This window comes from Caballeronia glebae (assembly GCF_001545035.1).
Lineage (GTDB): Bacteria > Pseudomonadota > Gammaproteobacteria > Burkholderiales > Burkholderiaceae > Caballeronia > Caballeronia glebae.
In genome coordinates this window covers 1-19,748 of record NZ_FCOJ02000090.1, presented here as the reverse complement: position 1 = coordinate 19,748, position 19,748 = coordinate 1, and the positions used below count along the sequence as shown (strand labels likewise).

Genomic DNA, 19,748 nt, shown 5'->3' with positions numbered 1-19,748 from the left:
ATCACCGTTCGGCGGAGTGAGCGGCGAATGATCGGGGAGTCGCTTGCGACATCTCGCCAGTGCCTTTGGCCGACCCTATCATCGCATCTGTTCGCGTTCGGCGGGCCGGTGCTGACTCCTTAGCCGCCGTCTGGTCGTTAGTGTTGAGTGTCCGCAGGGGGTCGGGATTGCGCGTTGGCGACCGGCCGCTTTCGGGAAGCGAAATCCCAATGACCGGTTTGCGGCGGTGAATTCGTAGCGCGGATGGACTCAACCCGCCCGTGGCCGTCATCTGCCAAACCCCGGTTGAGTCCGCCGACCCACAACGGACGCCTGTGGGGCCGTGTGACTGGCCCATCGAAGCTCGCCGTCTTACCCGGCCGATCTGTTTTAGCCGCGATCGAGGAGCGACGCGAGTTGCGGTAAATCGGACGCGAGAACGTCGATGTATGACTCCGGCAAGGTGTCGACCTCCGTCCCTGGACCGTTTTCAAAGGGACGCGGAACGAATGCCGTGAGCAGGCCGCTGCGCTTGGCCGCCATCAGATCCCACTTGTGAGCAGACACCAGCATGATCTCGCCCGGTACCAAGCCGAGATACTCGGAAGCGAGTTGGTAGACACGCGGATCAGGCTTGAACGCGTGCACCACTTCGCCGGTGAGGATCGCGTCAAAGGGCAGTCCTTCGCGTTTGATGAGGCCGATCGTTCCCGCCATCGAAGCATTGGTCAGCGTTGCAACCACGAACGCCTTACGCAGCGACGTTAGTCCCGCCAGCGTATCATTCCATGGTGTCATTGCTCCCCAGACGTCGAGCAAGCGGGTCTTGTCATCGTCGGAAAACGTATTGCCGCCTGGATAACGCGGGAGCAGCACAGGCAACACGTCGGCATAAACAGCGCGGTTGGGCTGCCACGGCTTGCGCCCGGCGGCGATCTTGACGATAGCGTCATGTGCCGCAGCGCTCCACCGTCCAGCGAAAGTCGACCAATCCTGAAGCCGCGGCGCCACAGCGGGATGCCGGGCCAGTTCATGCATCATCGGATCGTAGAAGCTGAAGACGGTGCCTTGCATATCGAAGACAAGGGCCTTGGGTCGAGTGGTGTCGTGTGCAGTTGTCATTGCAGTTCCTGACGGCGAGGGTGACAGCCCGTGAGCGAGTGCGGCGGCGAAGACGAGCGGCAGCGATACGAGAATCTGCACGAAACGCCGTCGTCCGGGCTGCAGTACATGAGGCTTCGATAGGTTCATGATGTTTCTCGTTGCATAATCCGGTGTGGTCGAGCTGGGCCTGACGCTCAGCACCGCCCCAGTGCGTCGCGGGCAGGCACGGCCGCCGAACGCTCCGACCATCGATACGTCGCGACAACCACGAGTCCCACCCCCGCCAGGGCCACGCCGGCGTACACCGTCGGGAGAACGTCGACGCCTGCCAGCGTTAGTCCGCCGAGGAACGACCCGCCAGAGATGCCGAGGTTGAACGCAGCGACGTTGAGCCCTGCCGCCGTACCGACTGCCTCGGGCGCCACGCGTCGAGCCACGAGCACGACAGTCGCTGCATGATGGGGGGAACGGCGAAGGCGAATGCACCCCAGACAAACAGGTTGATCATCACGATCACGGGATGCTGTGCGGTCAGCCAGAGCGTGGCGACCGACGCGGCGATGCCGGCCAGCGCGATGTTCATGCTGAGCTTCGGGCCATATCGGTCGGACAGACGCCCTCCGCCGATCGTCCCCACCACGGAACCGAGTCCGAACACCATCAGCCCCAGGGTTACGCCTTCGCTTCGGAACCCTGTGGTATGAATTAATAGCGACGATAAGTAAGTGAACACCGCGAACGTCGCTCCCATGCCTAGTGCAGCGATCGCATAGAGCGGCATCAATGCCCGGCTTTTCAGCAAAGCGAGCTGCGAGAGAACGGTCCCGGCGCTGCGCTGAGCCGCAAGCACGGGCAAAAGCCGCCAAAGACCGATGGTCGCCAGCGCGCCCATGGCAGCCACTACCAGGAACGGCAGCCGCCAACTCATCAAATCGCCGAGCCACGTTCCGCCAGGGACGCCAGTTACCATCGCGACCGTCAGGCCGCTGACCATAATCGCCACGGCCCTGCCTGACTTATCCGGCGGCACCAGTGACATAGCAACAGTTGTCCCGAGGCCGAAGAACACGCCGTGCGCGACCGCCATCACGATCCGGATCGCGAGCAACGCTGGGAAGGCTGTCGAAAGTCCGGCCGCCAGATTGCATAGCGTAAAGAACGCCATCAGCGCGAGCAGCAATGCGCGGCGCGGCAAGCGCGCGGTCATGGCCGAGACCACAGGCGTGCCGACGGTAATGGCCAGTGCGTAGAAACTCACCAGCAAACCGGCCGTCGACACGGAGATGCCGAACGCTCTGCCAATGTCGGGCAACAAGCCGACGATGACAAATTCCGTCGTTCCGATAGCGAACGCGGCGAATGCGAGAGAAAACACTGCTGCAGGCATGATGAACTCCTCGATGATGTCATTCGGGCTGGCTTCGCCGTGAATGGCGCGCGGACGGGTCGGAAGCCTTCTGGCCCGCCGGCGCTCAGCCACCGCAGTGCCGCGCCTCAGAAGTCTTGAACAGTGGGACGAATCACGATTTCGTTGACGTCGACCGAACTAGACTGCTCGATTGCGTAAGCGATGGCGTGCGCGATCGCGTCGGCGGGGATCGCCATCTTGTAGAAGTCGACGACAAAATTGCGGCTGTCGTCGTGGCCCGAACCGAACTTCAGCTCCGTGTCGATCGCGCCCGGTGAAATGACCGTCGTGCGAATATTTCCGCCCACTTCATGCCGCAGACCTTCGGAGATCGCGCGGACCGCGAACTTCGTTCCCGAATAAACCGTGCCTCCGGGGCTAAAGACCTTCAGACCCACGACCGACGCGATGTTGACGAAGTGGCCCGACTGCTGTTTTTCGAAAACCGGCAGCGCCGCGGCGACTCCGTACAGGAGGCCCTTGATGTTGATGTCGATCATCCGGTCCCACTCGTCGGTCTTGCGCAGTGACAGTGGCGCGATCGCCATCAGACCCGCGTTATTCACCATGACGTCGAGGCGGCCATGTTGTGAGACGACGTCGCTGATCAGGCGGTTGACCTGCTCCTGATCCGTCACGTCGACTTGATGTACCGACACACGCCCGCCTTTCGCCAGGATTTCCGAGGCAACGCGTCGGAGCTTGTCGAGGCGGCGAGCGGCCAGTGCGACAGTGGCATCTTTGGATGCAAGAAGTCTGGCGGTGGCTTCACCTACTCCGCTCGATGCACCGGTAATGACGACGACTTTGTTTTCCATGATTTCTCTCCAGGAAGCTGAACTGCTTGAAGAGAAGTCTCGTCCTGACGAGCATTTTTGATTAGACTGGAATGTATGGAATGTCTTTTTCACCAGCGCAAAAATCACCGCCGAGCTGCACATGACCCAACTCGCCGACCTCAACGACATCGCCGTCTTTGTGCGGGTAGCACAGTTCGGGAGCTTCAGCCGCGCCGCGCATGCGCTCGGCATGCCTGTCTCAACTGTCAGTCGTAAGGTGACCGCGCTCGAAGAACGGCTCGGCGTCACGCTGTTGCAACGCACGACGCGCAAGCTCAGCCTGACGTCACAGGGTCGCGCCTACTTCGATCAATGCAGCGAGCCGTTGAGTCATCTGTACGACGCGGAGCGCGTCATTACTCAGACGCAGAAGAAGCCGGAGGGCGTGCTACGCATCTCGGGGCCTGTGATGCTCGAACAGGAGCCGTTTTACGCCTTCCTATCGGCATTTCTGAAGGACTATCCGCAAATCCTGGTGGATCTGTATTTCACCAACGCATTCATCGACCTGATCGCCGAAAACGTCGACGTTGCGATTCGCTTTGGAGAATTGCAGGACTCGAGTCTCGTTGCACAGCGGGTGGGAAGGAGCGTGCGGCAGCTCGTCGTCTCGGCCGACTATGCGCGAAACCATCCCCTTCCCTCGCGCCCCAACGAACTGAGCGAGCACCCCTGCGTGTTGATCAACGCTCGCAACAACGAGACGGAATGGCACTTGGTCAGCGGCCGCAAAGCGGCCAAGGTGCGCGTGAGCGGGCCTGTCGCAGCACGCGACTTCCACATCGTCAATGCATTCGCGCTCCGCGGGCACGGCATCGCGCTGCTTCCGTCGAGCTATTGCGATCCGCATATTGCCAGCGGAGAACTGGTGCGCGTGCTGCCCGAGTGGTCGTCACCGGAAATATTCGTGCATGCTGTTTATCCGACGCGGCGCTTCATGCCGTCGAAATTGAAGGCGTTTCTCGATGCGCTGAAAGCGTGGGAGGGACCGCTTTGGCTTCCGTTGCGTTGAAGCCGAGCCGTCGCGCTAGCGCCAGCCGAGCGCGGGGGCGACGTGCGTGAGGATCGATTCGATCACGTGTGCGCAGTACTCCACGCCGAGTTGATTCGGCACGGTCAACAGTAGCGTGTCGGCTTCCGCAATCGCCTCGTCGGCTGCGAGTTGCCTGACGAGCGCGTCGGGCTCTGCCGCATAACTGCGGCCGAAAACTGTCCGGATGTTGCCGTCCAGCAGGCCGATCGTGTCGTCGCTGTTCGCATCGCGTCCGAAGTACATTCGGTCGCGATCGTTGATCAGCGCGAAGATGCTGCGACTCACCGACACGCGCGGCTCGCGTATGTGTCCGGCTTCCTTCCATGCCTGCCGATACGCGCGAATCTGCTCGGCCTGCTGAACATGGAGCGGACGGCCCGACTCGTCGTTCTTCAGTGTCGAGCATTGCAGGTTCATACCCATACCGGCTGCCCAGACGGCGGTGGCATCCGATCCCGAGCCCCACCAGATGCGATCGCGCAACCCTTCGGAATGGGGCTCGACGCGTAGCAGGCCCGGTGGGTTGGGAAACATCGGTCGGGGATTTGGCTCAGCGAAACCTTCGCCGCGCAGCACTTCGTAGAACACTTCCGTGTGTCGACGGGCCAGATCGACGTGCGTCTCGCCCTCGCCCGGCGCATAGCCGAAATAGCGCCAGCCGTCGATCACCTGTTCGCCCGAGCCGCGGCTGATGCCGAGTTGCAGGCGTCCGCCGGCGATGAGGTCGGCCGCGCCCGCATCCTCGGCCATGTACAGCGGGTTCTCGTACCTCATGTCGATCACGGCCGTACCGATTTCGATGCGGCTGGTTCTCGCCCCCACAGCCGCCAGCAGCGGAAACGGCGACGCGAGCTGGCGCGCGAAATGATGCACGCGGAAAAACGCGCCATCCGCGCCGAGCTGCTCCGCGGCGACCGCGAGGTCGATGGATTGGAGCAGGACGTCGGAAGCTGAACGTGTAAGCGAGTTTGGGGAAGCAGACCAATGGCCAAACGATAAAAAACCGATTTTTTTCATGTCAGTGTCGCGCGCAGTTGTACAGGCGATGGCCGCATCATGTCCGAATCGGGCAGACCCCGCTTGCACGCGCGCCGTCTGCCCGTTCTTTCTTTGCGGCTCAGGCCGGGAAGTCGGTGGATGCGGAAAGCGCCTTCCAGGTTGCCGTTTCGGCCGTCACGTACGCATTCTTTTCCGCGAGTGCCTTGAGCGTGTCCGTGCCGAGCGGCAGACGCAGGGGTGGCGTCTCTGCATCGACGAGCCTGATCATCGCGGTTGCCAGTTTTGCCGGATCGCCTGGCTGATTATGATTGATCTCGCCTGCGAGGCGCCGCAGCTTGCCCGACGTCTCTTCATAGTCGCTAATGATCGTCTTGCCGACGGCCAGCGACGACGCATCCAGGAAGTCCGTGCGGAAGAACCCGGGTTCGATCATCGTTGCGTGAATGCCGAGCGGCTCGAGTTCAGCATGCAGTGCTTCGGTGATGCCTTCCACAGCGAACTTGGTCGAGCTATACACGCCGACGCCTGCAGCCGCCTGATAACCGACGATGGACGAGGTGTTGATCACATGTCCCGCACGCTGTTTGCGCATGACAGGCAGCACGGCACGCGTGACGTTGAGCAAGCCAAACACGTTGGTCTCGTAGATGCGACGAATCTCCGCATCGCTCGATTCCTCGACGGCCGCGAGTAAACCGAAGCCGGCGTTATTGACCAGCACATCGATGCGGCCGAACTTATCGACCGCGGCTTTGACCGCCGCCTTCGCCTGTGCCTCGTTTGTCACGTCGAGTTCAACGGTGAGCAACGCGGGCGACTCTCCAAGCCGCTCGGCGATCGCGGCCGCGTTGCGGCCGGTGGCGACGACGGCGTCGCCATCGTCGAGCGCGGCTTGCGCGATCAACGCGCCGAAACCGCGGGATGCGCCGGTGATAAACCAGACGCGTTTGAATTGCTGTTTCGTGACGTTGTTCATGGCTCTTCTCCTGGGTTCGTGATGGATGTGAAACGAAGTGCGTGGAGAGGAGTGTCGGACTGACTGAGGCTTTTGATTAGACGGGAATGGGTGGAATGACTTTTCCATCCACGGAAAAATTGCGTGGCGAGCGGACATGCGTGGCCCCAGAGTCAGGCAGCGCGATGTCGTCGACAAAGTGGATCTGGCACGTTCACGGCAACGCGGTGTTCGGTTGGTGATGACAACGACCGTGCAGTTCACCGCGGTGGGTGTCTCTTGCTAGCCGGTTGGGTTAGGTCCACAACGTCCGCTTTATGGTGCTCCAGTGCGCAATACGCTGATTCGACTGGCTAACCGCTTTGGAGAGGGTCGTCTGAACGGAGGAGTCGTAAGCACTCTTTCAAAACACCTGGGTCCCAACATACACTTCCGGGTCTGCGACCGCGAGGATGCATATCCGGCGGTCCGCTACCTGATTAGCAACGGCCGTCGGCCGTGACGAGACATTCGCCCGTTGCGTCGCTCAGACCTTCAATGAGCCGGGCAAGTCAGCAAACGATCATTCCATGCGGGGTTCGACCGACGCTTACCTATCGCTTTTCTCCCTGCGGCGCGAGACTCACAGCTGATTTCCCTGTTTGGTTTTTGTCCGACCCGATTTCGGCGTAACGGTATCCCAGGAGCAGTTTCAACGAGGATTACCCTAATATCGCGGACCGAGATGCATTCCTAAATTGGATGAAGCAATTAGAGGGGTCGCTTACGGCAATACACCATTTCGCCCATCATACAAATGGGCGCAGTCGATTCGGGAGACGGTAATGAGCACAACAACCCCGCTTGAAGAATCCCTGGCTCGCGAAGTGAATGGCGTTTCGTTCAGTCAGTTCATCGAGAGAACTCTGCAGGACTACGGTGTACCCGGAGCAGTAGTGGTCGTGGCCAGCGACCAGGGCACCGAATATCTGGAAGGGCACGGTGTGCGTCGTCGCGGCGACAGCGCGCCCGTCGACGGGAATACTCGATTCCAGATCGCATCCATGAGCAAGTTTGTTACCGCGACCGCGGTCGGCGCATTGGTCGATAAACGCGCGGTTTCCTGGGACGCGCCTGTCAGGACTTTCTCTCCGGAGACAGTGCTCGCAGATGCTTATGCGACCGAGAACGTCATCTTGCGCGATTTCTTTGCGCATCGCACGGGGCTGCCGAAGTACGGTGATCTGCTTCCCCGGCTTGTAGAGTACGGCCCCGAAGAACTCTTACACCGGGCGCGATACCTGCCCTTCGCGACTAGTTTCCGGTTCGGATATGAATACACAAACTACGGGATCTTCCTTGGGCAATGCAGTGCTGCGCGTGCCGCCGGGATGAGTCCGCCGCAACTGCTGTCGCAGACGATACTCGAGCCATTGGGCATGACGCGCAGCGCTCCGGTGCAGGCGGAACTTTTCAAGGACAACAATCACGCTGCTGCGCATAACCTCGATGGTTCGGTCATGCCGCACGAGAACGTTGACAGTTTCAGCGGCGCCGGCGCGATCGTCTCGACCGGGCGCGACCTCGCGCGCTGGATGATGATGTTGCTGGCGGAAGGCTCATTCGGCGGCGCGCCTATCCTGCACGAAGACACCGTCAGGGACATTTTTTCCGCGAGCATGGTAGGAGGACCGTCCAGCCTGCTGGGCGAGCGGAGCACGGTTGGACTCGGTTGTGAGAGCTACCCGTTTCTTCGCTGGCGCGTGGTCGAGAAAAATGGCGCGCTCAACGGAATGCGCTCGGTCGTTACGCTAATCCCCGAGCTTCGAGTTGGTATCGCGATCCTCGCAAACAAACAAATGACGGTTTTCCCGGAGGCGGTGCGCGCGGAGTTTCTCGAGCGGGTACTGGCGCCATCAGGACGGGATCTGCAAAAGCAGATTCACGAGGAGCAGAAAGGGTGGGAGTCGCTGGTCGTTATTCCTACACCGCCTGCCGACGCACAACCCCTCACGCGGGAGCTGAACGCTTTCACCGGGCCCTATGTAAGCCCGCTCTACGGAGCACTTGAGATAACGCGCGATGGCGCAGGCTTTGCCGTGAAGATCGGTGAGCACGATTACCCTGCAATGCTGGCCCATTGGTCTGGGGATACATTTCTCCTTCGGTTCGACGATCCGGATATTGCGCCGGGCCTTCTGAAGTTTCATTTCGAGAAAGAAGCTTCCCGCGCAAGCAGCTTCGACGGTGCTGAGGTGCCGCCCTTCAATACCGTCAACTATGGGCACTTTGATCGGACTTGACGATAGTGTCGAGGCGACTCAAATGGACTCTGAGTCGGGCAAACATGCTTATCATGAGATCTCATCTGACGCAATGTATCGGAGGGAAAACTAACGATGTCGGCGATGTCAACCATTCGAGGATTAGTCGTTGCGCTCACCCTTGTTGCCTCGGCGGCGCACGCCCAGAGGACGGACTACTGAGGAGCGCGACTTCCCGATCAGCCGACGCAGTTTATCTTCGGCTACGGCTCGCTCATCGATACGCCATCGCGCGATGAGACCGCCGGGAAACATATCGCGGCCATTCCCGTGCGCGTGTCGGCGGCGTTCGGTTATGTGCGCAGCTGGAGCGATCGCTCAAGCTCGGGGTTCACAGCGCTCGGCCTGCGTCGTCCGTTGGAGGGAGAGGGGCCAATGACCATCAACGGCGTCATCTATCCCGTTGGCAATGACATGTCTGCATTTGACTCGCGCGAAAAAGGATATGTGAGGGTCGAAGTGCCGCGCGCGCTTATCGAGGCGGTGTCATGGCAGGCCCTGCCCGTACAGGGGACTGTCTGGGTCTACGTGCCCAAGGCTGCGGGCAAGGAACCCGGCGAAGGGCTTCCGCCGCCGGACGCGAAATTTCCAATGGTCCAGTCCTATATCGATATCGTCATCGAAGGGGGACTTGAATACGGGCCAGAATTTGCGCGCGAGATCATCGAGACAACGCGCGGTTGGAGTCCCTACTGGCTCAACGACCGTACGCTAGCACGTCGGCCGTGGGTGTTCGACAGGCAGTACGCAAAGGTCGACGCGCTGCTCTCGACGGCGGCGCCTTGCTTTGCGCAACGGACGTTCTCCGAGGACTACGCCGCTGTCAGCGCGACCATTGCAAAGCGCAAGGGCGATGCGTGTCGTCAGGAGGGAAACGGTCGCTAAGCCGAGGTTCACGCGTTCGAGCAAGTGACGATGTTTGAAAGGAGAACCCACGTGTTGAAATACGGCAAGCCGTTCAACTTTGCAGACTGGATCCGTGAACACGCACACCTGCTGAAGCCTCCCGCTGGCAACCAGCAAGTGTGGAAGGATAGCGACTTTATCGTCACCGTGGTCGGCGGACCCAATCGCCGCACTGATTTTCATGACGATCCATACGAAGAGTTCTTCTACCAGACGACGGGAAACGCGTTTCTGAATCTGATCGTGGACGGCATGCGCGAACGGGTCGATTTGCGAGAGGGAGATGTGTTCCTGATGCCGCCGCATGTCCGGCATTCACCGCAGCGACCCGAGGCCGGTAGCGTCTGCCTGGTAATCGAACGGCAGCGCGAGGAGGGCGCGATCGATGGCTTCGAATGGTATTGCGGCAACTGCGACCATCTCGTGCACCGGGCCGAAGTGCAGTTGAAGAGCATCGTCGACGATTTGCCGCCGCTCTTCGCCGCATTCTACGATTCTGAGGATAAGCGCCGCTGTCAGCACTGCGGCACGGTTCATCCGGGACGCGACGGTGCCGGGCGGTAGCGTCCATGCTTCGGTTTTTGCCGGCAGGCTAACCGTTTAGATTTTGGACGACGCATGCTCAAACTTGCAAGCGTCGCAGGCAGCCGGACACTCATGCAGCAACTTTAAAAGGGGAATGTCGCCGGATGGCGCTTCGTGTGCGGACGCCAATGGCAAGGCGACCGGCAAGATAAAACAGTGAGCTGCATGCGTCCGTCGGACGGGCTAATAACCGTTGACAGTTACGCGTCTGCGACATCGACGCCGGCTCTGCCAGCCGCGTCGAGTTCTGTCAGCGTGAAAGCCCCGCATCTGACCGGCTTCTGAAGCGGTTGCCTGCTTCGCACCGTTAAGGGGCAGACCTCCGCGCTTTGAAGTATGTCCATGCATCAACGACAGCTATGCTTCAAAGCGCGAGAAGCCGCGCAGTTCGTGAGCGCGTCTGCCCCGAAAGGCGACATCTATTGCCTTACTGCCGCGACACTCGTTGCTTAGCTCCACACTGGCGTATGCAAAGAGGAGAATGCGCCCAGAGGGTGGCGATGCTGACTCTGGGATCATCGTGCTCCACTTGCCGACCGCAAATCGGCGCCGTCCTAGGCCGTCCGAACGAGTCAAGCCGGCCACAATGAGCCATTTCCTCGTCGAACGTAGCCGCCATCCAAACGGCCGCAGTCGGCTTCAAAGCCGACGAAGGACATGCCGTGGTCGTGACAGGAGTGACCACAGCCTCGTCATCCGTCTCGGCTCCGCGCGAATGAAACACGCCTTGCGAATAAGGTTATCTTCGAGGCGCACCCATTTCGCTGGCTGCTATGATCGACCCGCGCAACAACGCGAGAACGCCTGACTCGATCGATGCCTGGTCGCGCGTCCATAGTTGACAGCATGACGCGCGCTGATGCGGGAAATCAGCGCCGAGTGCCTTTCAACGATGGGCGGGTCCGCCTACAGGAAAGTGGCTATGCTCCTCGAGGGAAGCGGCGGCGCCTTTTCGTGCGGCGCTAACTTTCTGCGTAGGCGCGCGCGAGAAGCCGAACCTTCTCCGCAAGTGCTAACGCGCGCGCCCGAGCGTGCACATCAAAGTACAACTCCATCCCTCTAACGACGCGCTCTAAACTCAGGGCAGCTCCTGCAAGTCGGGATCGAGTGCACGCCGTCGGAACAGCGTGTCGAGCGTAATCGCGCCGGATAGCAGCCTCGAAAGCTCGGGAACGCGCCCGGACGCATGCTGGTCGAGGGCGTAGGCAGCATCAAGTAAGCCTGAGTGCACTCTGGTTCGATTTGCCATTTGGTCGCAGACGGTCGGTAGGGAGCAAGACATAAATCCGTGAACGGTCGAAATGCAAAAAATCTCGGACACGCCTTGCAAACAGGTTGGATGCGCAACTCTACGAAGCACTCAAGCTGAACGACGGCAAAGCGCGGGCCGCTTTATTCTCAAAAGCTCCATCACTTCGTATTGGTCGTCAGCGGACGAGATCGGAATAGTCAGCCATTTTCCGTCTGGGTAGGCGCGCGCTGCATCATAAAGCTCGACCAAGCGCGGGCTCCAGGAGTACCGTCGCTCCTCGAACTTCTCCCGCTCAGCACGTCCGAAGACGACCAAGACCGACAACAGCTTGCGTGACGGAATTAGCGTGCAGAAGGCCTTCGTCTTCTTGTACCTCAACGACCAACCGCGCTTCTTTCCGCCATATTTCCAGTCCGGCGCAAAGACACCGGGGTAGGATGTGTCGATCCAGCTGCGCAATTCGACCCAATCCTTAAAGGCCTCGCCCCCCATCCAGTCGAGGACACTTCGCTCATCGGGCTGTGAAGATTCGTCCGCCATCCGATCTCCGATTTGGATAATCTGCTGCATGCGCCGTTCCTCTTCGTATTTGTAAATACGGACCCGTTTCGTGGGTCGACTGCTAAGCTTTTTCGACCGGCCCGCTGCTCTGAAGGGCCGTTTTTTTGTGAAAGGACCTGAGTTTACGTCAAGCTGCAAGGTCAACCTTTGTCGGATCTGACGACGCCTCGATCTGACCGGTTGAGCACACTAGCTGCGGCCACAGGGAGAGACGCACGAAGTAACGCAAGCGACGCAGCAAGCAAGACGATGTCTTTCAGAAGGAACTGGCCGGGCAATGCCGAGATGGCGGGAAAGCCGCCCGCCGTCGGCTCCGCCACGCCTGGGGTTGTCACGAAAAAGGTAAGCGTAATCAGGTAGGTCGCGGTCGACATCGCCGCGCCCAATGCTGAGAATAGCGGCTGAAAGGCCCCGACGACCAGCGCAGCGGCGGTCGAAAGTTCAAGCACGCCTATCACAAAACTCGCGCCCCGGACACCAAACAGCGTGTGCAACCAACCCATGATCGGGCTGTTAATGACGAAAGGCGCGATGCCTTGGGCTTCGTAGGCGGTGAATTTCATCCCGCCAAACCAAATAAAAACAATGATCAGCGCCCATCTCAATGTCGCAAGCGACGAGTATGAGCCGGCGCCTTTTTCTGCGATCTGAAAGCGGAATCTATTTGCGTGGGTGTTCATTTGCATTTATTCCTAGGTTGTCGCCATTTTTCAAAGTCTCAAGTTACTTGTCCGTCGCTGGCAAAGACTGATAGCGAAGGTTACAGTCCTATTACGAGTGCGACTGCTTGCGACTCCATGTGACCGTAGCGGGATTGCTCCTGCTTTGAAGGAGCCTTTTATCTGTCAAGCAACTTTCGGTATTGCACAAAACCCGACCGTTGACCGATCTCGTCGTAAAGCTTCATGGCGATTTGGTTGGATTTATGCGTCAGCCAGTGCACGCGGGCTGCCTTTCGACGTCTTGCATCAGCGTAGACGTGCTCAATTAGTGCTCGGCCGATACCGCCGCCGCGTGCATCAGGCGCCACAAACAGGTCCTGAAGGTAACAATAGTCGTTCGACGTCCAGGTGGATCGATGGTAGATCGCATGCGCCAGACCAAAGGCGTGTTCCCCCATCACCGCAAGAGCCGCGTGCATAGGTTCAATCGGGTCCAGAAAGCGCGACCAAGTCTCCCTAGTCGCAGACTCGGGTATCTCCACTTTGTAGAAACGGTGATAGTCCTTCCACAACGGCAACCACATTGCGTAATCATCCGCCACGATTGCTCTAATCTCGACAGAATGCATAGACCACTCCAAAGGCGCGTCGACATCAATTCAAATCCACACGGCACTGCTCGACGCTTAGGTATACCGAGCAAAAATGAAGACGACTGCGCGAAGGCTTCGGGTTACTTAGGAATCGCCCAATTCGCTTCGGGTTCCCCTTGCTATTGAACCGGGGTGGTTAAGGCTTCTCGTTAGTGTCCACAACAAACACCGCGAGCAACTTCGCGGGCTTGGTTTTGCTCGCGTTGCGGCTGATCGAATGGAGAGCGCCGGGCGGCTCCGGCCAGCTTTCGCCTACCCGGTAAATATGTGTCGCGCCGTCGTTTACTTTAGACTCGATTGCACCCTCGACCACGTATGCGTAAATGAAGCCGGAACTCGGGTGGGTGTGCGGTCTAGACATCCCACCCGGCGGATACGTGACTTCTACTGCTTTCAACGACTTGCCAGGAAGATTCGGAATGACCGCATCGAAGTTCATCTTGACCGATTCCTCCTGAGCCTCATGCGCCGAGGCGACGCTGACCGTCACGATCGCCACAGCAATGTAACTGACTATGACCGTCAAAAATCTCATGCTGTTCTCCTTGGGTGTATCCCGTTCTGTCCACACTTATCGCAAGCGATCGGATTCGACCGTCGCCGTTACTTGGATTCCCCGCTGCACACCTGGACGTTCGAGACCGCGGTCAAGCCAGCGTTGGACGTGTGCGAAGCGGTCGTAACCGACGAGTTCTCGGGCTTCATAGAACCCGATAAGATTGCGTACCCAACCTAGCAACGAAATATCGGCGATGCTGTACTCGTCACCCATGACCCAGTGGCGGCCGGCAAGTCGATCATCGAGGACGCCAAGAAGCCGTGCTGATTCCGCTGCGTAGCGATCACGTGGGCGCTTGTCTTCGTAGTCCTTTCCGCCGAACTTATTAAAAAAGCCAACCTGGCCGAACATAGGTCCGACGCCACCCATTTGCCACATGAGCCACTGGATCGTTTCATAGCGAGTCTTCAAATCAGTCGATAGAAACCGCCCTGTTTTTTCCGCGAGATAAATCAGGATTGCTCCGGATTCAAACAACGCGAGCGGACGTCCTTCGGGACCATCTGGATCAAAGATCGCTGGTATCTTCCCATTGGGATTGAGCGCGAGAAATGCGGGCTCACGTTGCTCGTTTCCCGTAATGTCTATCCTATGCGCTTCATAGGCAAGGCCGGTTTCTTCCAACATAATTCCGACCTTCACTCCGTTTGGCGTCGGAAGGGAAAATAGCTGGAGGCGATCGGAATACCGTGCAGGCCAGCGCGAAAAAATCGGGTGATCGAGTGCCATCATGTTCGTTGGTCAGTGGTCTAGGTCGGCCTTGAAGGCGGGGAGGTCGACAACGGTTGGAATGGGTTGTGAGCCGGTACGACTACGACGAACAAATGCAAATGACCCCAGGGTGCCGACTTGCTACCGGCGATGCCGATCAGGGGCGCACTTCGATAATCGTCTTTCCGTTTATCCGCTCGCTTGCATTGAATGTAGAAACGGCGTCGTCCAGCGCGGCTACCTTACCGATGTGGGTTCGCATCCGTCCGTCCCGAACGCGCTGGACGATCTCGCTGAGCAGGGCGCGATCGGATTCAACGACGAAGTCCACTGTTAGGCGATTTACCAACCCGGCGTCGACCGGTCCTGCAATTGTCACCAGCGTTCCTCCTGGTCTAAGCAAGCCGGCAGATCGCTTGGCGATCTCGCCGCCCAGAACATCGAAAACCAAATCGACGTCGCCAACGTCTTCCAAGGCCTCTTTCTCAAGGTCAACAAATTCTTGCACCCCGAACCCAAACGCCATCTGACGATGTGCAGAACGTCCCGTGCCGATAACGTAGGCGCCCTGCTGACGTGCAAGTTGAGTCGCCATCGACCCAACTACGCCAGCCGCACCGTGCACCACGACGCTCTGCCCCGACTTAAGGCGGCCATGGTCGAACAGCCCCTGCCAAGCAGTCAGACCGGACATTGGCAGGCTTGCGCCGACCGCAAAATCGACGTCGCCAGGCAACGGCGTTATGTTGCGGGCTTCAATTGCGACATATTCCGCCAAGGTGCCGTCGCGGTACCAATCCGTGAGGCCGACGACGCGTTGACCCACCGACAGGCCCGTTGTCCCATAGCCAAGAGCAGTGACGACTCCGGCTACTTCGTGGCCCGGGATTGACGGTGTTCGGTCTGCGCCTTGACGGTCAATCCAGGTCGATGGCCATGACAACTCGTCCCAGGTGAACCCGGAGGCATGGACTCGAACGATGACGTCGTTTATCCCTGCCTCTGGATCCGGCCGCTCGGTGAGTTGCATTCCAGCTATCCCAGCCGCCTGATCCGTCACAATGATTGCCTTCATCGTTCATCTCCCTGCTCATCTGCACGTGTCTTAACCTTCACAAGCACCTAGGCGCTATTCAGATCGAGCCGGCCTCCGGTACCGCCGGGAAGTCCTTCTCGGGGTCGAACACGTTGTTGAAAAAGTTTGTCATCGAGTACATTGCCACGAGCGCGATCACCTCCATGACGTTCGCATCGGTATAGCCGGCGTCGCGGATGGCCTTCACATCGGCATCAGCGATACGTCCGCGTGTCTCGATGACTTTGCGCGCGAACTGAACGGCGGCGTCACGCCTTTCATCCGTCGCATGGCCCTTGCGAGCTAGGATGATTTCATCCGCGGATAGTCGTGCCATGTGATTCGCCGTGAAGCTGTGAACCGACAGGCAATAGTTGCAACCGTTGACCTCCGATACGGCAAGCCCGATGCTGTCGCGCGTCTTGACGTCGAGTGCCTTACTCAACGAGCCAAGCAACGTCGCCCAGGCGTTAAACGCAATCGGGCTCTTCGCGAAGGCGGCCATCATGTTTGGGGTGAACCCGATGTTTTTGGCAAACGCGTCAAGTGTCGGCTTCGATTCCGCCGGCACTTGTTCCGGCGTCAAAATGCTTGTCCGTGCCATTTAAGTCTCAAAATTAATGGATGCTGGTTGATGAACTGATGATCCGATCGATCACGGGCACTGCTTGCGACCGCGCGTCACACGAGTGTTAGAACGTCGCTCACCGGGCGACGCGGCTTCTGCGCCCAATTGCCAACTCGCTCTGCGCCGATCGACAACAAGAGCACCGGCACCTCGTTCTCGCCCAACCCGAACTCACGGTGCACGGCATCTGCATCGAAGCCGATCATGGGCGTTGATCCTAGGCCCATCGAGCGGGCAGCGTAGATCATGGCCGAAGCGCCGAAGGTGGCGGTGCGCACTGCCTCATCTCGCTGGCGCTGGGGGTAGGCCATGTAGAGTTCGCGTGCAGGATTCTCCCATTCCGGCACCATCGCCGCCGGCATTACGCCGGCCTCGACCAGCGGCGCAAGACGCTCCGGAATGACACCGGTATCCACCAGTTGGCCGCAAACAATGAAGGTCACCGCTGCGTCGCGGACCGCAGGCTGATTCCATGCAATTGGGCTCAGACGCGACTTGGCTTCTTTCGTGCGAACTGCGATGAAGCGCCAGTTCTGCAGGTGGAAAGATGTCGGAGCGCTGGTTCCGATCCGCACGAGTTCGCGGATTTGTTCGTCGGTCAAGGAGGCTGCCGCATCGTAATACTTCGTGGCGCTGCGACTCAGGATGCATTCAATGACTGCATTGCTCATATTTTCTCCGTTACGGATAAGTATTTCTACATATTAGTGTTGGGGCGTGGCAAACTAGTCGGCGCCTGTTCCGATCGCGCGAAAGCTCACCGGGCCGCCGAGTCAGTACTCAATTCGTCAACTGGCAAGGCGGATCCGATCTGACGCACCACGCGTTACGCTTGCACGCACTTGGGGACTTCTCTCTGCAACATGGGTACTACTGTAGGCTTGTGGCACGCCAATTTCACGACTCGATTTGCTCATTCGAGTATCCGAAGAGATCAACTTGCCGTTGGGCCCAGATCTGCGCATCCCGCTAGTTGGGCATCTCTGGATGCTCGGCGCCCCGAGGCCCGGTCCTTGCGGAAGCTGAACCAGTCCGAGATCGCTACGACCTCGAAGATCACATTCGGTACTACGCTGGTTCAGTTTCTCGGGCCAGACGGCGCCACTCACCGGCCGTCATCCCCATTCGCTCCGCAAACAGCCGCCGGAACGACGACACCGATTGGTAGCCCACCGATTCGGCGATCGCCTCGGTTGCTCTCGCCGAATCCTTAAGATCATTCGCCGCTAGGCTCATACGGATATCCGTGAGAAAGTCAATCGCCGAGCGCCCGAGCGCGTCGCGGAAGTGACGCATGAAAGTGGCGCGTGACAAATTGCACAGCGCCGCGAGTTCGGGAAGGCTCCAGTTCCTCGCGGGTTCTGAAAACATTGCCGAAATGGCGGGCGCGAGTCGTTGATTGCCCGCTATCGTGAGCAAGCCTGGCGGGAGTTGTGAAGATTGGCTCGCCTGGCGTAGGACCACAGCGAACAGCGCAGAGCTCAGCGCATCCAGTATCGTACGTGCTCCTAGCTTGTCACCCGCAGACTCTTCTCGCATCAGTGTCACAAGGTTAGCCACGTGGTTTGAAGCAGCATCACATCCCGTTCCGCCATCGCCACTGGCGGTCCGCACTATCAGATCTGTCGGTAAGTAATCGCGAATCAGACGATCATGGGGCGGTTCAATCAGGAATCGACCGCACAACATATCCAGGCCCTGACCAGCTCCCGCGTTTTCGCTGTACGTCACTCCTGCAAGCCCCTCGCGTTCCTGTGTCGGTAAGGGCGTGCGTCCGCTACCATCGTGCATAACATGTGCCGCCCCGTGGGGCAGTAGCAGTATGTCCCCGCTTGTTAGCTCACGTGAAGTCCCTTTCTCCGAGTTCTCAACTAGGGCACGGCCTTTAAGGACGACGTGGAAAGGGATCTCGTGCCCCGCCGACTTAGCCCACGCGACTCGCCACGGCGCGCCGTATGTACAGCGGACCTCCAGCCGTCCAGTGACAGTAATCATTTTCAACAGCTGACTCAACCAGTCGACTTTCAGCATAGGAGTAACCCAATACGTCGGCGCAGAAAGAACGTGTAGTCGTTCGTGTTGGCGGTTGCGCAAACATCGCCTCACCGACCCGCGCTCAGCCCTCCATCAACATGCAGAATCTCTCCCGTGATAAACGTGGCACGTTCGAGAAAGAGTATTGCGTCTGCGATATCGGTGGCCTCGCCGATACGTCCGAGCGGCGTCGTGGTGCCAAGCGCATCGTGTGTCTCCGCCGGATGCATCGGCGTTTTGATGATGCCGGGCGCAACCGCATTCACACGGATTCCCTTCCTTGCGAATTCAATGGCGAGGGACTTCGTGGCCGCATTCAACCCGCCCTTGGTCAATGCAGCCAGCGCTGAATGAACGCCGCTGTAAGCCGTATCAGCGATACTGGCAGTTACGCTCACCACATGGCCGCCTGACTGCCACTCCATCTCGGCGATGGCCAGTTGAGTCACGTAGAAGAAGCCATTGATATTGACGTTCGTCACAGCAGCAAAATCTTCCGCAGTGTGGTCGGTGAACGGTTTACCGATATAGATTCCCGCATTGTTGACGAGTGTGTCAATCCTGCCGAATCGAGCCATGCCTTCGGAAACGACGCGCCGGGCGACTGCCGGATCAGCGATGTCGCCGCCGACCGCCAGGATGTTTTCGTCGTGCGACTGCTCGATCGAACGTGAAGTCGCTATGACCGCGTAGCCGATTTTCCGGAATGCGCGGACGGTAGCTGCGCCAATGCCTCGCGATGCGCCGGTAACGAGAACAACCTTCTGTGATGTGCGCATGTTCAGTTGGCCTAAAGTGGAGATTCCGGGTCGAGGCCGGCGATCACGGACGCGAGAATCATTCGATGGTGATTCATCGGCGCTTGAGCTCCATAAGCTCGTGGCCGAAAGATTAAATCGCCCCTTCGAATCGGCTCTCCCGACAGCACGCATATTGAAGACGCTCGTGCAGTGGCAGCACCCCAGATCTGGCTCGCGTAGTGCCCCGAACATGGATCGCTCCACCGGACGCTTATTGTCGTCGATGACAGCTTTTCCAAGACCGACACTTGCAAAAGGGAACGTGCATCTTCCATAGTTTGCATCGCCCCTTGTTATGAAGCACCGGTGGAATCAAGGGCGCGGCTGGTATGGTCCCGTGGTACGCCTAGGCTCGACTCCAACTTCAGGTTTGCTACTAGCGCCTCCCGAAGCTCGGCCGCGCGCGCTTGGTCGATAAAAGCCGTTGCCTGCAGGGGCAAATAATGGACTGACTTGAAGCCGATGCAGTCGAATATGGCGGTGAGATACGGCGTGAGAAAGTCCGGTTGATTTGCTCGCTGCCCCAGAAACACGCCACCAGACGCGATTCCGACGAACACTGGTCGATCGGGAAGCAGTCCAACTTTGCCGGTGGGCGTCGACTGCATTGTGCTACCAACCCTAACAGGTTGCTGAAGTACCGACGGTTCATGTCATCGCGGAAGTGCGCTGATGCGTTGATATTAGGCCCATCACTTGCCC

Annotated in this window: 19 protein-coding genes and 2 pseudogenes; 4 read left to right on the top strand and 17 right to left on the bottom strand. The window is 59.0% G+C overall.

Translation table 11 applies throughout. The features are described from left to right. Window positions 1–369: 369 nt before the first annotated feature. The 3 genes from AWB82_RS34165 to AWB82_RS34155 all read right to left on the bottom strand — a co-directional run bounded on the left by AWB82_RS34165 (window position 370) and on the right by AWB82_RS34155 (window position 3,309). Complete coding sequence (locus AWB82_RS34165) at window positions 370–1,230, bottom strand: haloacid dehalogenase type II (protein WP_235023555.1); 861 nt, start codon at window positions 1,228–1,230, stop codon at window positions 370–372. 187 nt (window positions 1,231–1,417) lie between these two features. Beyond that, window positions 1,418–2,470, bottom strand: coding sequence for an MFS transporter (locus tag AWB82_RS34160; protein ID WP_235023554.1), 1,053 nt, complete (start codon window positions 2,468–2,470; stop codon window positions 1,418–1,420). A 107-nt stretch (window positions 2,471–2,577) separates the two neighbouring features. Beyond that, window positions 2,578–3,309 carry an SDR family oxidoreductase gene (locus AWB82_RS34155; RefSeq protein ID WP_086973698.1) on the bottom strand — a complete coding sequence of 244 codons (732 nt, stop codon included), beginning with the start codon at window positions 3,307–3,309 and terminating at the stop codon, window positions 2,578–2,580. 121 nt (window positions 3,310–3,430) lie between these two features. Here AWB82_RS34155 and AWB82_RS34150 point away from each other — a divergent pair, with 121 nt between their 5' ends. Further along, window positions 3,431–4,342 carry a LysR family transcriptional regulator gene (locus AWB82_RS34150; RefSeq protein WP_086973697.1) on the top strand — a complete coding sequence of 304 codons (912 nt, stop codon included), beginning with the start codon at window positions 3,431–3,433 and terminating at the stop codon, window positions 4,340–4,342. 15 nt (window positions 4,343–4,357) lie between these two features. Here the strand turns inward: AWB82_RS34150 and AWB82_RS34145 are convergent, their stop codons facing one another. Both AWB82_RS34145 and AWB82_RS34140 read right to left on the bottom strand, forming a co-directional pair. Continuing rightward, entirely contained in the window at window positions 4,358–5,380 is a 1,023-nt protein-coding gene (locus tag AWB82_RS34145) for an LLM class flavin-dependent oxidoreductase (RefSeq protein ID WP_086973696.1), read from the bottom strand. Window positions 5,381–5,480: 100 nt separating this feature from the next. Beyond that, window positions 5,481–6,338, bottom strand: a complete 858-nt coding sequence (locus AWB82_RS34140; protein ID WP_086973695.1) for an oxidoreductase — start codon at window positions 6,336–6,338, stop codon at window positions 5,481–5,483. An 803-nt stretch (window positions 6,339–7,141) separates the two neighbouring features. On the opposite strand from AWB82_RS34140, the gene AWB82_RS34135 reads away from it, so the two are divergent. The 3 genes from AWB82_RS34135 (at window position 7,142) to AWB82_RS34125 (ending at window position 10,090) form a co-directional block, all read left to right on the top strand. Next, on the top strand, window positions 7,142–8,599 hold the full coding sequence (locus AWB82_RS34135) for a serine hydrolase (protein ID WP_086973694.1): 1,458 nt from the start codon (window positions 7,142–7,144) through the stop codon (window positions 8,597–8,599). Between the two features lie 396 nt (window positions 8,600–8,995). Then, a complete protein-coding gene (locus tag AWB82_RS38695; RefSeq protein WP_235023553.1) occupies window positions 8,996–9,505 on the top strand; it encodes a hypothetical protein in 510 nt (169 codons plus the stop codon). Window positions 9,506–9,556: 51 nt separating this feature from the next. After that, a complete protein-coding gene (locus AWB82_RS34125; RefSeq protein WP_086973693.1) occupies window positions 9,557–10,090 on the top strand; it encodes a 3-hydroxyanthranilate 3,4-dioxygenase in 534 nt (177 codons plus the stop codon). Window positions 10,091–11,471: 1,381 nt separating this feature from the next. Here the strand turns inward: AWB82_RS34125 and AWB82_RS34120 are convergent. The 12 genes and pseudogenes from AWB82_RS34120 to AWB82_RS34065 all read right to left on the bottom strand — a co-directional run. Then, window positions 11,472–11,933: a DUF3788 domain-containing protein gene (locus tag AWB82_RS34120; RefSeq protein WP_086973692.1), complete on the bottom strand. Its 462-nt coding sequence runs from the start codon at window positions 11,931–11,933 to the stop codon at window positions 11,472–11,474. 131 nt (window positions 11,934–12,064) lie between these two features. Then, complete coding sequence (locus AWB82_RS34115) at window positions 12,065–12,604, bottom strand: YkgB family protein (RefSeq protein WP_086973691.1); 540 nt, start codon at window positions 12,602–12,604, stop codon at window positions 12,065–12,067. A 158-nt stretch (window positions 12,605–12,762) separates the two neighbouring features. Beyond that, window positions 12,763–13,215, bottom strand: coding sequence for a GNAT family N-acetyltransferase (locus AWB82_RS34110; protein WP_086973690.1), 453 nt, complete (start codon window positions 13,213–13,215; stop codon window positions 12,763–12,765). Window positions 13,216–13,358: 143 nt separating this feature from the next. Then, window positions 13,359–13,774, bottom strand: a pseudogene (locus AWB82_RS34105) (cupin domain-containing protein). 36 nt (window positions 13,775–13,810) lie between these two features. Beyond that, window positions 13,811–14,527, bottom strand: a complete 717-nt coding sequence (locus tag AWB82_RS34100) for a glutathione S-transferase N-terminal domain-containing protein (protein ID WP_086973701.1) — start codon at window positions 14,525–14,527, stop codon at window positions 13,811–13,813. A 139-nt stretch (window positions 14,528–14,666) separates the two neighbouring features. Next, entirely contained in the window at window positions 14,667–15,584 is a 918-nt protein-coding gene (locus AWB82_RS34095) for an NADP-dependent oxidoreductase (protein ID WP_086973688.1), read from the bottom strand. Between the two features lie 58 nt (window positions 15,585–15,642). Then, window positions 15,643–16,188: a carboxymuconolactone decarboxylase family protein gene (locus AWB82_RS34090; RefSeq protein WP_086973687.1), complete on the bottom strand. Its 546-nt coding sequence runs from the start codon at window positions 16,186–16,188 to the stop codon at window positions 15,643–15,645. A 77-nt stretch (window positions 16,189–16,265) separates the two neighbouring features. Then, the gene (locus AWB82_RS34085) at window positions 16,266–16,883 is read right to left on the bottom strand and encodes a nitroreductase family protein (protein ID WP_086973686.1); all 618 of its coding nucleotides are present in this window, start codon (window positions 16,881–16,883) and stop codon (window positions 16,266–16,268) included. Between the two features lie 397 nt (window positions 16,884–17,280). Further along, on the bottom strand, window positions 17,281–18,243 hold the full coding sequence (locus AWB82_RS34080; protein WP_086973685.1) for an AraC family transcriptional regulator: 963 nt from the start codon (window positions 18,241–18,243) through the stop codon (window positions 17,281–17,283). A 71-nt stretch (window positions 18,244–18,314) separates the two neighbouring features. Then, window positions 18,315–19,025, bottom strand: a complete 711-nt coding sequence (locus AWB82_RS34075) for an SDR family NAD(P)-dependent oxidoreductase (protein ID WP_086973684.1) — start codon at window positions 19,023–19,025, stop codon at window positions 18,315–18,317. An 11-nt stretch (window positions 19,026–19,036) separates the two neighbouring features. Next, window positions 19,037–19,321 carry a DUF3331 domain-containing protein gene (locus AWB82_RS34070; RefSeq protein WP_086973700.1) on the bottom strand — a complete coding sequence of 95 codons (285 nt, stop codon included), beginning with the start codon at window positions 19,319–19,321 and terminating at the stop codon, window positions 19,037–19,039. 18 nt (window positions 19,322–19,339) lie between these two features. Further along, window positions 19,340–19,657, bottom strand: a pseudogene (locus tag AWB82_RS34065) (NAD(P)H-dependent oxidoreductase); the annotation flags it as partial. Between the last annotated feature and the right edge of the window lie 91 nt (window positions 19,658–19,748).